General features: G+C 34.0%; 13 protein-coding genes. 6 read left to right on the forward strand and 7 right to left on the reverse strand.

Going from position 1 to position 14,333, the window contains the following annotated elements; all coding sequences use genetic code 11:
• Nucleotides 1–127 precede the first annotated feature (127 nt).
• The 4 genes from acpP to thyX all read left to right on the forward strand — a co-directional run bounded on the left by acpP (nt 128) and on the right by thyX (nt 3,881).
• Nucleotides 128–388, forward strand: coding sequence for an acyl carrier protein (acpP, locus tag NBW37_RS06980; protein ID WP_182158739.1), 261 nt, complete (start codon nt 128–130; stop codon nt 386–388).
• A gap of 13 nt (nt 389–401) precedes the next feature.
• Entirely contained in the window at nt 402–1,670 is a 1,269-nt protein-coding gene (gene fabF, locus NBW37_RS06985) for a beta-ketoacyl-ACP synthase II (RefSeq protein WP_250296293.1), read from the forward strand.
• Between the two features lie 84 nt (nt 1,671–1,754).
• Entirely contained in the window at nt 1,755–3,032 is a 1,278-nt protein-coding gene (gene murA / locus NBW37_RS06990; protein ID WP_250296294.1) for a UDP-N-acetylglucosamine 1-carboxyvinyltransferase, read from the forward strand.
• A gap of 9 nt (nt 3,033–3,041) precedes the next feature.
• The gene (thyX, locus tag NBW37_RS06995) at nt 3,042–3,881 is read left to right on the forward strand and encodes an FAD-dependent thymidylate synthase (protein WP_250296295.1); all 840 of its coding nucleotides are present in this window, start codon (nt 3,042–3,044) and stop codon (nt 3,879–3,881) included.
• Nucleotides 3,882–3,905: 24 nt separating this feature from the next.
• Here thyX and NBW37_RS07000 read toward each other — a convergent pair whose 3' ends face one another.
• The gene (locus NBW37_RS07000) at nt 3,906–4,085 is read right to left on the reverse strand and encodes a hypothetical protein (protein WP_250296296.1); all 180 of its coding nucleotides are present in this window, start codon (nt 4,083–4,085) and stop codon (nt 3,906–3,908) included.
• A gap of 54 nt (nt 4,086–4,139) precedes the next feature.
• On the opposite strand from NBW37_RS07000, the gene NBW37_RS07005 reads away from it, so the two are divergent.
• Nucleotides 4,140–4,966 (forward strand): IS5 family transposase gene (locus tag NBW37_RS07005; protein WP_250295841.1). Its coding sequence is split into 2 segments (ribosomal slippage): nt 4,140–4,527 and nt 4,527–4,966, totalling 828 coding nucleotides; the frame shifts between segments, so codons are not numbered across the junction.
• Here the strand turns inward: NBW37_RS07005 and NBW37_RS07010 are convergent.
• The 6 genes from NBW37_RS07010 to NBW37_RS07035 all read right to left on the reverse strand — a co-directional run bounded on the left by NBW37_RS07010 (nt 4,938) and on the right by NBW37_RS07035 (nt 12,734).
• Nucleotides 4,938–5,984, reverse strand: coding sequence for a hypothetical protein (locus NBW37_RS07010; RefSeq protein ID WP_250296298.1), 1,047 nt, complete (start codon nt 5,982–5,984; stop codon nt 4,938–4,940). The genes NBW37_RS07005 and NBW37_RS07010 overlap by 29 nt on opposite strands.
• 85 nt (nt 5,985–6,069) lie before the next feature.
• Nucleotides 6,070–9,441, reverse strand: coding sequence for an ankyrin repeat domain-containing protein (locus tag NBW37_RS07015; protein ID WP_250296299.1), 3,372 nt, complete (start codon nt 9,439–9,441; stop codon nt 6,070–6,072).
• Between the two features lie 1,014 nt (nt 9,442–10,455).
• Nucleotides 10,456–11,073: an SURF1 family protein gene (locus tag NBW37_RS07020; RefSeq protein WP_250296300.1), complete on the reverse strand. Its 618-nt coding sequence runs from the start codon at nt 11,071–11,073 to the stop codon at nt 10,456–10,458.
• Nucleotide 11,074: 1 nt separating this feature from the next.
• Nucleotides 11,075–11,551 (reverse strand): bacterioferritin, encoded by a 477-nt coding sequence (gene bfr, locus NBW37_RS07025; RefSeq protein WP_250296301.1) that lies wholly within the window; start codon nt 11,549–11,551, stop codon nt 11,075–11,077.
• A gap of 59 nt (nt 11,552–11,610) precedes the next feature.
• Nucleotides 11,611–12,096, reverse strand: a complete 486-nt coding sequence (locus NBW37_RS07030) for an RDD family protein (RefSeq protein WP_250296303.1) — start codon at nt 12,094–12,096, stop codon at nt 11,611–11,613.
• Complete coding sequence (locus NBW37_RS07035) at nt 12,096–12,734, reverse strand: HAD family hydrolase (RefSeq protein ID WP_250296304.1); 639 nt, start codon at nt 12,732–12,734, stop codon at nt 12,096–12,098. Before NBW37_RS07035 ends, NBW37_RS07030 begins: the two co-directional genes overlap by 1 nt.
• 150 nt (nt 12,735–12,884) lie before the next feature.
• Between NBW37_RS07035 and NBW37_RS07040 the strand changes: the two genes are divergently transcribed.
• Nucleotides 12,885–14,117, forward strand: a complete 1,233-nt coding sequence (locus NBW37_RS07040; RefSeq protein WP_250296305.1) for a hypothetical protein — start codon at nt 12,885–12,887, stop codon at nt 14,115–14,117.
• The last annotated feature ends 216 nt before the right edge of the window (nt 14,118–14,333 follow it).

Genomic DNA, 14,333 nt, shown 5'->3' on the forward strand with positions numbered 1-14,333 from the left:
TTAGCACGTAACGCTAGTCAGCTAGGGCAGTAGAAAACTTTACTGTAGTTTACCAGTTATAAAAGATATTGCAAACATAAAAATTTTTTATAACATCAAAGAATAGGTTATTTTTTTGGTAAGAAATGTGAATAGCGAACTAGCAAAGAGCACTAGAGAAGACATAGAAGAAAAAGTGAAAAAGATTATACTAGAGCACATTAGTAAGGATGTAGAGAAATTCAACAGCTCTTCAAAGCTTTCGGAGCATGGTGCAGACAGTTTAGATGCAGTTGAAATCATCATGGCGGCAGAAGAAGAGTTCGGAATAGAAATTCCAGATGAAGATGCACAAAAAATGGAAACTATGGAGCAAATAGTTGAGTACATTAATAATAAAAAAGGCTAATAGTTAGTGTTAAATGAGCAGAAGAGTAGTAGTCACTGGTGTTGGTTTAATCACTCCACTAGCGGCAGATGTTGACAACACTTGGTCAAGGCTGATAAAAGGCGAGTCTGGCATAAAAGCAATCAATACGGATAGATTTGACTCTTCTGATCTTGCTTGCAAGGTTGCAGGGCAGGTGCCTGTGCAATCCGATAATATTGAGAATTACTTTAATCCTGTAGGTTATATTTTTGAAAAAGATCTAAAAAGAACGGATCGTTTTATTCATTACGGCATTGCAGCAGCGATTCAAGCTGTGGAGGATTCATTTTTAGAAGATTCAAAAATAGATAGAGAACGTGTTGGCGTAACTATTGGCTCTGGTATAGGTGGTCTTCCGTCAATTCAGGAAAATGTTATTACTATGCAGGAAAAAGGGCCCAGACGTGTCAGTCCATTTTTTGTCCCTGCAAGTCTAATAAATTTGATATCTGGCCATATTTCTATTAAATACGAATTTACAGGTCCAAACGATTCAGCAGTAACCGCATGTGCAACAGGTGCGCACGCAATCATAAACTCAGCAAGAACTATAAAACTTGGTGAAGCGGATGTTATGATTGCAGGTGGAGCAGAAAGTGCACTGTGTAGAGTTGGAATTGCAGGTTTTGCATCTATGAAGGCGTTATCAACTAAATTTAACGATAAACCGGAAGAAGCTTCAAGGCCATGGGATGAAGAACGCGATGGATTTGTCATGGGTGAAGGAGCAGGTATATTAGTGCTGGAAGAATATGAACATGCAAAAAAAAGGGGGGCAAAAATACATGCTGAACTGGTTGGGTACGGACTCACAGGAGATGCGCACCACATTACAGCACCGCATCCAGAAGGAAGAGGCGCACTTAAGGCAATGGAGCTCGCTTTAAGGAGTACACAAATTAATCCCGATCAAGTAGGGTATATCAATGCACATGGAACTTCAACACCACTTGGAGATAAAATTGAAGTAATAGCAATGAAACAGTTATTCGGTGATCACGCTTATAAAATACCTGTTTCTTCAACTAAATCTTCTATAGGACATTTACTTGGTGCTGCAGGGAGCGTTGAAGCAATATTCAGTATTCTTGCGTTAAATAATGGAATTATTCCGCCAACCTTAAATTTACATAAACCTTCAGAAGGATGTGATTTAAATTTTGTACCGCTTAAAGCTCAAGAGCATAAAATTCAATATGCTCTTTCTAATTCGTTTGGTTTTGGTGGCACTAATGCATCTCTCATCTTTGGACAAGTGTAATCAATTCTGTTTTTTTAGACCAAACACTATCATTTAATTTGCCTTTTACTGTTGATTTACTATACTTATTTGGTAAGATCTAAAATGCACAAAATATTAGTAAATAGTAACCATAAATCTCTGGTCGGAAAAATCAAGATTAATGGCTCAAAAAATGCTGTTTTACCAATAATGGCAGCAAGTCTATTGAGTAGCTCCCCGGTAATTTTGTATAATGTACCTGATTTAATTGATGTACATCTAATGTCTAAGCTGCTTGAGAGTCTTGGAGCGAAAGTGAATTTTACACGCAATAAAGATTATAAAGCAAATCATACTTTGGAAATTGACTGCAGCAATATCAACAATCACGTGATGCCATATAAAACCGCAAATAAGCTAAGAACTTCCTTTCTAATATTGGGTCCAATGCTTAGCAGATTTGGCAAAGCGAGAACAGCGTTTCCTGGTGGATGCAACATTGGAAAGCGTCCCGTTGATATGCATATTAAAGCATTAGAAGAAATGGGAGCTAAAATTGAAATTGACGGCTATAATATAATTGCAACAGTGAAAGGAAAGCTACAAGGAAAAGAAATCACATTTGAGAAAATAAGTGTTGGCGCAACAGAAAACATAATAATGGCAGCAACACTTGCAGAAGGAGTGACAACAATAAACAATGCTGCAACTGAGCCGGAAGTTCTTGATTTAATAGATTTTCTGAAGAAAATGGGTGCTGATATTGAAATTGATAATACAAAGGTCATAATAACAGGAGTTGAAGCACTAAATGGATGTGTTCATAAAATAATACCAGATCGCATAGAAGCAGGCACCTATGCACTAGCTGCTATAATAACCGGTGGTAAGTTGGAGTTGAAAGGAATAAATCTATCTGATATAAGGTGTATTACAAATGAGTTGGAGACTATAGGAGCTATGGTTGAACTGTATGATGGAGGCATTGTTATTTCCAGAAAAAATGGCTCTATTAAGTCTGCTAACGTTGCAACAGATCCATACCCCAACTTTCCCAGTGATATGCAACCACAACTGATGTCTGTAATGTGCATTGCAGGTGGGATATCAGTAATTGAAGAGAACATTTTTGAAAACAGATTTGCACATGCAGATGAATTGAGAAAATTAGGTGCTAATATCAGCATCGAGAAAAGCAAAGCTACTATAAGTGGAATAAAAAGCTTATCTGGGGCTAATCTATATGCTACTGACTTAAGATCAACAGCAGCTTTGGTGCTTGCTTCTTTGGTAGCTAGTGGAGAAACTATAATAAACAATTCACATCATTTATGGAGAGGATATGAAGCAATGGATGAAAAACTCAATTCATGTGGAGCTGATATCTCCATTTCGTCTTGAGGATATTTTATGAATAAACGAACTATAGTAAAAGAGATAGATGACATTCTATACGAAGAACATAAGGTATTAGATCATGGATTTATTCGAGTGATGGATTATATGGGCTCTGATAGCGCTATAGTTCAAGCTGCTCGTGTTTCTTATGGCAAGGGAACGAAACAGATAAATCAAGATGAGGCGCTTATAAAATATTTGATGAGACATCATCACACAACTCCATTTGAAATGTGTGAAATTAAGTTTCACGTGAAACTTCCAATTTTTATTGCAAGACAGTGGATAAGGCATAGAACTGCAAATGTGAATGAATATTCAGCAAGGTATTCAATACTTGATAATGAATTTTATACACCTAAACCAGAACAAGTTGCAAAACAATCTAACAATAATAAACAAGGTAGTGGGGAAGCTTTTGATCCAGATACCTCAAAGGAAATAATAGATTCTCTAACAAATGACTCTAATTTAGTATATTCTCATTATGAAAAATTTATTGAGCAGGGGCTTGCAAGAGAAATTGCCCGAACTAACCTAACACTTAATTACTACACGCAATTTTATTGGAAAATAGATCTGCATAACCTCCTTCATTTTTTGAAGCTTAGAGCTGATAAGCATGCCCAATATGAAATCAGAATTTATGCAGAAGTTATGCTGGATATAATAAAAAAATGGGTCCCATTGGCCTACAATGCCTTTGTTGAATATTGCCTAGAATCAGCCCACATTTCAAAAACTGGTCTTGAAATAATTCGCAAATTAATTAAAGGAGAAAATGTTACGAAAGAAGAAAGTGGCATTGGTAAAAGGGAATGGGACGAGCTGATGTCTATACTTGGTAAATAGCCAAAAAGATCAAGTTAGATCCGTTCACAGACTTGCAGGTGTGAACAACAGTTGATTCATGCCTTTATCAACTGATATATCAATTATTTTTGAATTTGTTCTTTCTATTGTTTCGTAAAGCTTTTCAGCTTTCTTTAACATCAGTGTTGCATTTCTAAGCGTAACGTAAATCTCACAATGATCTGGAGAATTTTCAATATACATATTAGACTTCTTTCAAAATTGAGGGAGAGAGAGTAAGATCAAGTATTTGGAAGCATGAAATATAAGGAAATAGAAAAGTTAGAAGGAGAAAAGTTTCGACGTTTAACGGGGGTAAAAAAATCAACATTTAAGAGAATGGTAGAAATTCTAGATGAGGAGGATAAAAGGAAAAAAGCTAGAAGTGGAAGAAAAAGCAAACTTTGTATAGAAGATAGATTACTTATGGCACTGGAATATATGAGAGAATATCGTACATATTTTCATATAGGACAAAGTTATGGCATGAGTGAAAGCAACTGTTTTAAAATAATAAGGTGGGTAGAAGACACATTAATAAAACATCCAGATTTTGCATTACCAGGAAAAAAAGATCTATTAAATAGTAATGTAGAATACGAAGTTTTGGTAATAGATGGAACTGAAACAGCAGTAGAAAGGCCAAAAAAAAGCAAAAGCGCTTTTACTCTGGAAAGAAAAAAAGGCATACTATAAAAACACAAATAGTAACAGAGAAGAAGAGTAAAAAGGTCGTATGTACATCTTTCTCCAATGGTAGAAAACATGATTTTCGGATGTTTAGAGAATCAAAGATAGCAATATTACCGCAAACTAAGATCCTAGCTGATTCTGGTTACAGAGGAATGCAAAAGATACATAAAAATGTTGAATTACCACATAGAAGATCAAAAAAGAATCCTTTATCAAAGGAGAAAAAAGCAGAAAATAGATCTCTCTCTATACGAAGAGTGGTAGTTGAAAACGTAATCGGCTTATTGAAAAGGTTTAAAATCATTTCTGACAGATATAGAAATCGACGAAAACGTTTTGGCTTAAGATTTAATTTGATTGCCTCTATTCACAATAGAGAGCTCCTTTCATGAATTTTGAAAGAAGTCTATTATATGAATAACAATTTACAGCAAGTTCCATTGTCCTACAAACTTCCTCTAATGTAAAACTGGCAATTCCTGTATTAGGACAAAAGCCAATCGCTCCTTTACTAGGGTCAAAAAATATATATTTATCATTCTCTGCTTTATATACCAACATAGAGTGTGCGATATTCTCATCATCTTCATTATCACTTTTATTGTTATTGCAAGCATAACAAGAAAAATTAAATTCTAAGTAGCATCCTATTTTTACATCATTTAAAGTACGTTTGAATTGTTCTTGATTAGTATAGACCCATACTTCTGTTGAGGATAAATCGTTACACCCTTGCTCATATACTGTCTCATCATAAAACGGATCTCCTTCACGTTTCTCAATACTCTGAATATGAAAAATGGGTAAGAATTGCGACAAAACTTTCATAATTAATAACTCAGCCGTTTGTTCTTTTCTTCCATCAATATAATCCATAAAATCTTGTTCAGATATAATATTATTAGACTCACAAAATTCAACAAAATCTTTCCTATTCTCTAGTTTTATAAAAGTAATAAAGTAATTCAATGGATGACATAATCCTTCTTCGGGATCAAAATCTAAAATTTCTTCAAATCTATCTTTCAATTGTGCAATTTGTGATATACTATCTGATATGCAATCATTTAAATTAAATTGAATGGCTTGCTCACTTTCAAATAATTTATTGTATTTTTCTTCAGCTGATAAATTCGGCGCTTTATATACATATCTACCATTTTCTCTACGTATACCTTCTATATCTTTAATTATACCTTGTTCTACATTTTTACTGATAAAAATTTGGTGCTTTCCTTTATTGGCAAATTGATTTAAAAACTCCGCAATTTGCTGATTTGAAAGTGTTTCTTCAATTTGTCCATCTTCTCTATCTTCATTTTTATAAAACACTCTAATTCTAGAATGTTCCTTATCAGTATAGACTTTTAATACAATAGATTGAGCAATGCGATTAACATATTTTGGCATATTGATTATTAGGATATTAACTATATACATTAATAATGTAATAATTTATACCATTAGTCAATTAATATTTTAATAAAAATGTTAATTACATAAACTCATCACTTTTATAGAACATCTCATTGAAATCACTTATAGTTCCAAAATCATGATCCTCGATAAATAGGTGATTGTTTGTAATATAAGCTTCAGGAAGAAGCATTAGCTTTCCATCATAGCTAGAATCTCGTGCATAAACTTTATTATACATAATCATCTTTTGATCATAGGTGTATTTTTTAGCGATACACTGACTTATTAAGTTTTGATAAAAATTATCTATGTCTTCACCCGTAACTTGCAGCTCCACCTTATACTTTCCCACTTCAAGAGGACTTCCTATCCTTATTTTTAAGGGATATTGTGAATTTGCAACACTGTTAGAAATTTCTGCTTCAATATAAGAATTTTTATCCATATTTTCTATCACACTTGCCATAACAGTTTCTTGTTCATCTTCATCAACTATCTCTCTCTTTTGCCTCGATTTTCCTTGTTGTTCACTATGTTGATTATCATTATTCGAATTAATAGTTGGTTGGTTAACTTCCATGTCCTTATGTTGTGAATGCTCTTTACTGCTCAATTGAACCTTAACCCATTCTTTAAATTCTTGATCATAGCCTTTTAGCTCAGTTAGAAAATCCTCAACTAGTTTATTAGCTTGAGGCCTACCGTGATATCCATAAGTAGAAAGGCTCTTTAGTAAATTATCAATCAAGTCCGGATGTTTATGTTCAAGGAACTTTACTACTTGCTCTGCTTCTGAATAATAATGTTTTCCTTGATAATCATTACGTAGTATTTCATCTGGTTTAAGATTTTTATTTCTTATTTCAGCTAAAGCCTCCTTATCTCCATGATCATTGATATGTCTGCCATTTTCTAAGCCAGCGACATAGTTAGCAATAGCTTCATGCATTGCTTTCGGTAAAATATAGCTCAAACCAAGATTTGCAAAGTGCATTGCATGCCCTATCTCATGTTCCAACGTGTGCTGGTTGAAATTGCCTCTACTATCTAAGTAGATATAAACATCAGCAGCATTTCCCTTGCTTAGATCAATCATCTTTGTATAACCATTAACATCATTACCAGCATCGAATCCAACTTTTTTCAAATACTCTTTAAAATCATTTCGATTATTGAATATATAAGCGTTGATCTTTATATCGTGGTCAGAGGTATTAAAAGCGGCTTTGAAATCCTGTATAGCGTCTTTAATACTTTTTTCTATTGTATCCAGCTTGTTACCAGCCAGGTCATATTTGACATTTATATTAGTTTTATCAAGAGATATAGTTTTACTACGTGAAAGATTTGATATTATACTATCCATGTAATTTACTATTTCTATTTGTCCTTGCTGTTTAGCAAAAGCAAGAGGGGTATCACCACAATTGTTATAAGCTGCAAGTTTAGCACCCTTATTTATCAAAAGTTTTATCATGTCTAAATTTCCACCGATAACGGCTTTGTGCAAAAGTGAATATCCATCTGTCATCTGAGTATTTACATCTGCACCTGCTTCTATTAAGTATTTGACTATATCTGTATCTCCTCTTGAGACTGCGCAGATTAATGGTGTACGATTTATAGTATTTTTACTGTCAGGTACAGCGCCGTATTCTAGCAATAACTTCACCATATCTAAATTACCACGATTAGCAGCATCGTGCAAAGGTGTATCTCCGATCTTACTTTTGCAATTTACATCCACACCTTTTGTTATCAAGTATTTCACCAACTCTGTATCGTTTACAATACTAGCAACATGCATCACTCTATTGAAACTAGCACCTTCATCTATCAAAAGCTTTGCTATTTCCATATTTTTGCCAGGAGCAAAGTCTAAAGGGACATTACCATACTGATCGCTTAAGTTAACATTTGCACCTGCTTTTATTAAATATTCCACTATCTTTACATCACCTTTCCCAATAGCGACTATCAATGGAGTACTACCTAGAGCATCTCTATTATTAGGCGTGACACCATGTTCTATCAATAACTTTACCATATCGAAATTTCCAATTTCAGATGCAAAGTATAAAGGGCTGCGGCCCATATAAGTTATATCTGTACCTACTTGTTTGATAAGCCTCATTGCTTCATCAACATTTCCTTTCGAAATAGCAATATGCAATAAACGTGCAAGATTATTTTTGTCTGCAGTTAGGTTATCATTTACTGCTATATCATCTTTATTAGGAAATAATTTTTGCGCAGTTTTTTGCAACACAGAATTTTCTTGGCGTTCCACAGCCGTTATTTTCTTGTCCTCACTTCTTGCTTGAATATTTGCTAAATTACCAACTGTTTCTCCGTTATCGTCTTCTTCAACTGCCCTTTTCTTTCTAGATTTGACTTCACTTTTCACTGTAACTTCTTCGTTCATAGGTTGATCACTAAACATAACTTCTGCATCTATCTGATTACTATCTTCCTTCAACTCATTAGATAACTTTTCAGATAGCTGATCACCACTTAAATATGGTTCTTTTGAATACTTAGCGTAATTATAGGGATCAGTGCTGTCTGCTGAATAAAACCCACTTTCAAAACCAGAGTAAGAGCTTTGATTGAGCACAAAAAACAAGTTTTCATAATCAACCAGCATCTCATCTCTAGGGCTAACAAAATGCAAGTATTCATCGCCTTCCCATTCTGGGTGGTGTGTATATTTTGCTATGTAGTATTTGTTTGAATCAAGGACTATCTTCCTATCAAGTTGTAAAATTACTGCTGAACGCCCATTGCCTATATCATGACCTTTTATCACTTGAAATATTTTAATCTCATCATTTTCTATAAGTTCTTTTAATTCCTCGTTCTTTTCATTTAACTCTTCTTCCCTTTGTCTTTCTTCTTCTCTTTCTCTTGCCAATCTTTCTGCTTCTTCATTATCTTTCTTCTGCAGCTGTGAGAATACGTTTTGTAATACATCTTGTGTGGTTAAGCCGTTCGTGTTGCTTAGTAATTTATCTAGTACGTTTGATATAGTTGGTAGCAATGTGCCATGATCATCAAATTTTTTTTCCTCTGCCTTATTATAGTGATTTGGGTTATAAATTACAACCAAAGGATAAAAGCCATAATCTGCAATTGACGCTCCGTCAGATGATAATTCTATTGAAAATCCGTTATGATTGAGTGGAAGATTGGAGGTTAAATATCTACCGTTATCATCCCTAACGGTTAGCTCATTTCTGCCACCATATTGGTTATAAGAGATATAAAAATTTTCATGGTTGAGATTGAAGTGATCATCTAGATTATCGAGTTGAATTGTACTGCCAAGCTTCTCACGCAAAAGATTTTTGCTTTCGTTTGTAAGCTTTATACGTACAGAAAAGTAGTATCGATCTATAGCTTCACCTTTTTCTATCTCAAAGTTCAAAGTAATCTTATCGTTGACCATTGGTAGCCTCTAAAAATTATATAAATCTATTCATTATTTTATTTATCAATTGTATGGTGTGTAATATGAAAAATGTGTTAAACGTTAAGATTTTTTTGTGCACCTAGGTCAGGTATTGCAATCTGTCATTTCAGCACGTAACGCTGGAACCCAGCTTTTTAAATCATGAGAGCTACAAAAACTTCCTTGACAAACTTCGCCAGCGCCCTTATCATGAAATTGAAGCTATATTATTTAACTTCCCAATCTGTGCAGATTAAAATGACAAGAAGACTTGTATTTGGCGTACTATTGTTTAATTTTTGCACTATGTGCATACTATGTCTTTATAAAAATTTTGGGTTTTTACCCACATAAGCTGAAAAGCGCTTATAAAGCGTTTAAGACATCACCCAACGTCAAATTTTAAAATAAAGAGTGGAATAACTAGCTACTCCGGGGATTCTTTGTCTTTTTTTTCTGCTGGTAAATTTCTTAAACATTTATAGCTTAAGTTAGTTGCGTTTAAAAGCAGCTAAATTGCAGTGTTTAAGACTTAAAGAACGCCGATACTGAAAATAAACAATGACTAGGGCTTCTTTTGCCTTTTTTTTCATTTGGTAAATTTATTAATGTTTATAGCTAAAGTAACTTAGGTTCACCGACAATCGTCATCCCGCAGCGGGATCTCTTGTTAGCGGATGAGATACCGCGAATGAATCGCGGTATGACGGTCTGCGGCGGTATGACGGTGTAGATGATGGTTAAGTAATTCGTCATCCCGCTACTTGTTAGCAGGATCTGGAGATACCGTGACGGTATGACGAGGGAGAGCAGACAATGGCGTCAACTTAAGGACACATTTTAAACTTTTTTGCTGAAATAAAACAGAAACAAAAGTGCTGTTTATTGCACTCTTTGGATAATTTAATGATAAAAAATTTAGAGAAAAATTTTATACACAATCACTGATATTTTCCCTTAAGTTGACGCCATTGTCTGAACAGATACCTCTAATTTTATGTACAGAAAGCTTCAAGCTTTATTGAGGTTTTGCCTATGGTAAATTACGCACATAATCAACCAAGTTAAGGAAAGTGCAAACCAAGTGATTGCATATTCCAAATGCTTCATTGGCTGTATAGCTAATTTGCTACCAAAATTGTTCGGCCATAATACACACTTCTCTAGCTTAATACCTAACTCATTGGAAATTTCCTCTGTACTTAAGGTAAACCATGTATTCGAAGCAGTATCGTTCTTGATAAACCAATTTTTGCTTTTACTGCTATTGCAATATAAAACTCCACCTGCAGCTACTTTTTCAATTTTTGCTCTTTCCTCTTTTTTTTCTTTAACTATTCCTTTGTTCACTAGCATATAATTTCCAGTAGTAAGTAGCATAGGAGACAACACATGATAGCCATGTTGTCCTGCAAAAACATATAGTTCTATGTCACTTAGAATCCCATCGATCTTGATGTGCCTGTAGTTAAATTGCGCAAGATCATCATTGGGCAATAGATGAACAACTGGAAGACTCATACTTTTAATAATATTATTCTTCCAGTTCAATCTGAATACTTGCCATAATCCTAATAAAAAAAGAAGTGAGCAAGGTATCATTAAAATAAATACTATTTTTTTTAACACTCTATATTTGTGTTCTTAAATAGTTTTCAACACCCATTAGTTCAATAATATCGATCTGTTTCTCAATCCAATGGAAATGCTCTTCTTCATTTTCTAACATCTCTTCTAATAACATTACACTAACAAAATCTTTTTCTTTCTCAGCGATAGAAATCGTTTCTTTGATATCCTTAATACCTTTTCCCTCTAATTTCAAATTAGCTTCTAAGATTTTCCGTATTGTGTCTTTTGTAAACTTTCCATCATACTTTGATATTTCATTTGTATCTTGAAAATTTGGTACACCTTTAAGCAACAAAATCCTTTCTGCCAACTTGCTTGCATGTTCAAGTTCTTCGTTAAGCTCATTTTTTACCTTTTCTGCAAATCTATTAATTCCATTGTTTTGGAGGACTGCAAAATGTAAAAGGTACTGGCGTACAGAAGTCAGCTCATTGGTCAATAATTTATTCAAATATTTTACTATCTCTTCATTCATAATCTTCCCTTAGTTCAATTTATCAGCATAATTTATATAATAACGATAGTTATAGCAACTCATTTAATAGTTCCTTTGATAACAACCGTATTAAATAGCATGTCGTGGTATGTCTGTTTTTTCTTAGAGAAGCAAGCAACTAGATACCAATAGAGAGTGAGCAGCACTATAATTACTTTCAATGCGCTCAAGACATTCACTAATACCTCCTGATCTTGCAAAAATTCAGTAAGGACAACTACTACACTGTTTAACAAAGGAAGAAAAAACTGGGAAGTGCTTCTGTCAAACGCTAAATTCAAGTCTATTTTAGAATCATCTAAATTGATAGTATATATATTCATTAACTGTTGACCTGGAGTTGCTTGGGTCTTTGAAGATATAAAATATGTGAAGTAACTACAATTTACACACATGTATGATAGATGTAAGATCAACGGAGAATCCTCTAATAGCAGTATAATTAATAAAGTTGGAATTAATAAAATTGCTACATCTATTAAATATGCGCAAAGGCGCCTTTGTATACTGGCAATCTCTGTCATTACCTATCTTCTAAATACTTTATTATAAAATCTGTAAGTTTATCAAAATGTTGAAAACATAACAAATCTTCATAACCGCTGATTGATTGGCCGTATATAATAGGTAAACAATTGGCATTTTGCGCACACAGAACATCTGTGATGCTATCACCAACAAAAAACACGTTTTCTCTATTTATAGGCAACGTACTCTCTTCTAGTGCAAATAGTAGTGGGGTTGCAGATGGTTTATCTTCTGCGGTATCGCATGACCCAACCACTCTTTCAAAGTAAGAATCCAGTTTAAAATAGGTAACTTCTTCACGTAAATTAGTATTTTTCTTATTACTTACTATTGCTAGATAAATATTGTGGCTTTTCAGTGTCTGCAACATTTTCTCTACTCCTTGATTCAGAGCGATGTTTTGCAATAGTGCATCATCTAAATATTGTTGATATATCTGATTTGCTTTTTTCCACTGATCGCCAAATAAATTGACCATATAGCTCTTTCTCGACTCATGGGAATTTCTATCAGCAGCTCTATTACTATACCCCATTGAATTTATGGTATGCTTAATAGCATTAAAAATATTATCTTGAGTGTCAACTAAGGTATTATCCCAATCGAATACTACTGCTAATGGGCTATTTTTCATTTCTATATTGTTATATATTTTAAATTAATAAGTAAATAACATTTTAATAAAAAAAATATAAATGGACGCTCTACCACAAGTTATGTTAACTGTTTTTTATATAATTAGCTAATATACTGGTTATATGATATGTTTTAATAGGTAACAGGTATGGCTCAGGTTAAAAATACATCTCAAGAAAGTGTTGAAAAAAAATTTAAAGATGTTTTTGAACGTCCTCCAGGTGCCTTTCCAGAAGGTACTTCATTAGAAGAAAAGGTTGATCAAATCGCAAAAGGAACAGAGGCTCTAAAAGCTATGAAAAGTAAGGAGCTTAAGAATAAAATGGAAAATATTGCAAAGTTAAACAAAGAACTTGAAAGACGACAAAAACAGAACGACAAAGAAATAGATAAACTTGAACGATCAACACAAGAGTTAAGGAAAGAGTTTGGTACAAGTAAAAGAAGTAGATTGGGTATAATACCGCAAGAAGCTGGGCAACCACCAAGGATTGAAGGGTTGCGTGATAATAAAGAATTTCAAGACACTCCGAGAAAAACTACAACAGCAGTTAAAGACCTTGAACATAATACACAAAAAAAGACTACTGAAGCTTCTGTGCAAACAGCATCAGAGCACAACGTTAGTCCCTCAGTGAGCAAGAGTTCTGTAAAAGAGAAGCTCAACACTGAGCCAGGCAAAAAAGATAACACACCTCAGCCACAAGAAAATCAAAAAGAAGAAGGGTTTTTGAGTCTTCTGAAGCGCTTTGTTAAGAAAATATTAGAAAAACTTTTAGGTGAAGATGAAAAGAGCGTAGAGAATACTCATGACATGAGAGAAGCTGCTCAAAGAAATACACTAAATAATGAGGTGCAACAAAAAAGTATGGATCAGAGTTCCTTTATAAATATAAACGGAAAGAGATTTGACCTAGAACCGGAAAAGGCTTTTAATTATCAGGATAAAGCTCTCAACATTAGTATTACATACAATAGTCCTGAAAATCTGCAGCGAGATACAATTTCTCCCCATACTGCTAATACAATTGACTTAAACGTTACTGGCAGGGAATATAATGTCCAAAATCAATTAAGACCTGAAACAGAACAACATTTACAACGAGACACAGCTTCTCCCAATATTGCTAATGCGATTAACTTAAATATTAATGGTAAGGAATATAGTGTCCAACCTGGTGAGTCTTTCAATTATAAAAGTCCCGGCTTAGAAATCAGCGTGGTGAATGGTCATCAACAAAGTAAGAACTTTGATAAAATTTTAAATCAGGACAAAAGTATAAGCGAGGGTTTGAAGCAGGCAACAAAGCTTGAGAACCCGGCAATAACGCCTGTTAACACTCCTAAAGTAAATGAAGTAAACACGGGCCATGAAAGGTGATCCGCTTTCAAGCTTCATTAGTTTGAAAAAGTATTTAATTATACAATAATCCCACAACTGTGCGAACATTGTGATTTGAGTCCGCTAGGAAAGCTGGATTCCAGTGCCAAGCTACTTGCATGACACCACTTGCCACCTGCAAATTGCAATGTTCGTACAGTAAGCCTAAAAGTAGTTGCTATATAAGTCCAATAAAAATTCACATTTATAGGAAAG

The organism is Wolbachia endosymbiont of Oedothorax gibbosus (assembly GCF_936270145.1).
Classification (GTDB): domain Bacteria; phylum Pseudomonadota; class Alphaproteobacteria; order Rickettsiales; family Anaplasmataceae; genus Wolbachia.

What these genes read in the sequence shown, in the direction of transcription:
- NBW37_RS07035 (WP_250296304.1), bottom strand. Translation starts at nt 12,734, where the DNA reads ATGAAAAATAGCCCATTAGCAGTAGTATTCGATTGGGATAATACCTTA.
- NBW37_RS07030 (WP_250296303.1), bottom strand. Translation starts at nt 12,096, where the DNA reads ATGACAGAGATTGCCAGTATACAAAGGCGCCTTTGCGCATATTTAATA.
- NBW37_RS07010 (WP_250296298.1), bottom strand. Translation starts at nt 5,984, where the DNA reads ATGCCAAAATATGTTAATCGCATTGCTCAATCTATTGTATTAAAAGTC.
- murA (WP_250296294.1), top strand. Translation starts at nt 1,755, where the DNA reads ATGCACAAAATATTAGTAAATAGTAACCATAAATCTCTGGTCGGAAAA.
- thyX (WP_250296295.1), top strand. Translation starts at nt 3,042, where the DNA reads ATGAATAAACGAACTATAGTAAAAGAGATAGATGACATTCTATACGAA.
- NBW37_RS07040 (WP_250296305.1), top strand. Translation starts at nt 12,885, where the DNA reads ATGGCTCAGGTTAAAAATACATCTCAAGAAAGTGTTGAAAAAAAATTT.
- fabF (WP_250296293.1), top strand. Translation starts at nt 402, where the DNA reads ATGAGCAGAAGAGTAGTAGTCACTGGTGTTGGTTTAATCACTCCACTA.
- NBW37_RS07000 (WP_250296296.1), bottom strand. Translation starts at nt 4,085, where the DNA reads ATGTATATTGAAAATTCTCCAGATCATTGTGAGATTTACGTTACGCTT.
- bfr (WP_250296301.1), bottom strand. Translation starts at nt 11,551, where the DNA reads ATGAATGAAGAGATAGTAAAATATTTGAATAAATTATTGACCAATGAG.
- NBW37_RS07015 (WP_250296299.1), bottom strand. Translation starts at nt 9,441, where the DNA reads ATGGTCAACGATAAGATTACTTTGAACTTTGAGATAGAAAAAGGTGAA.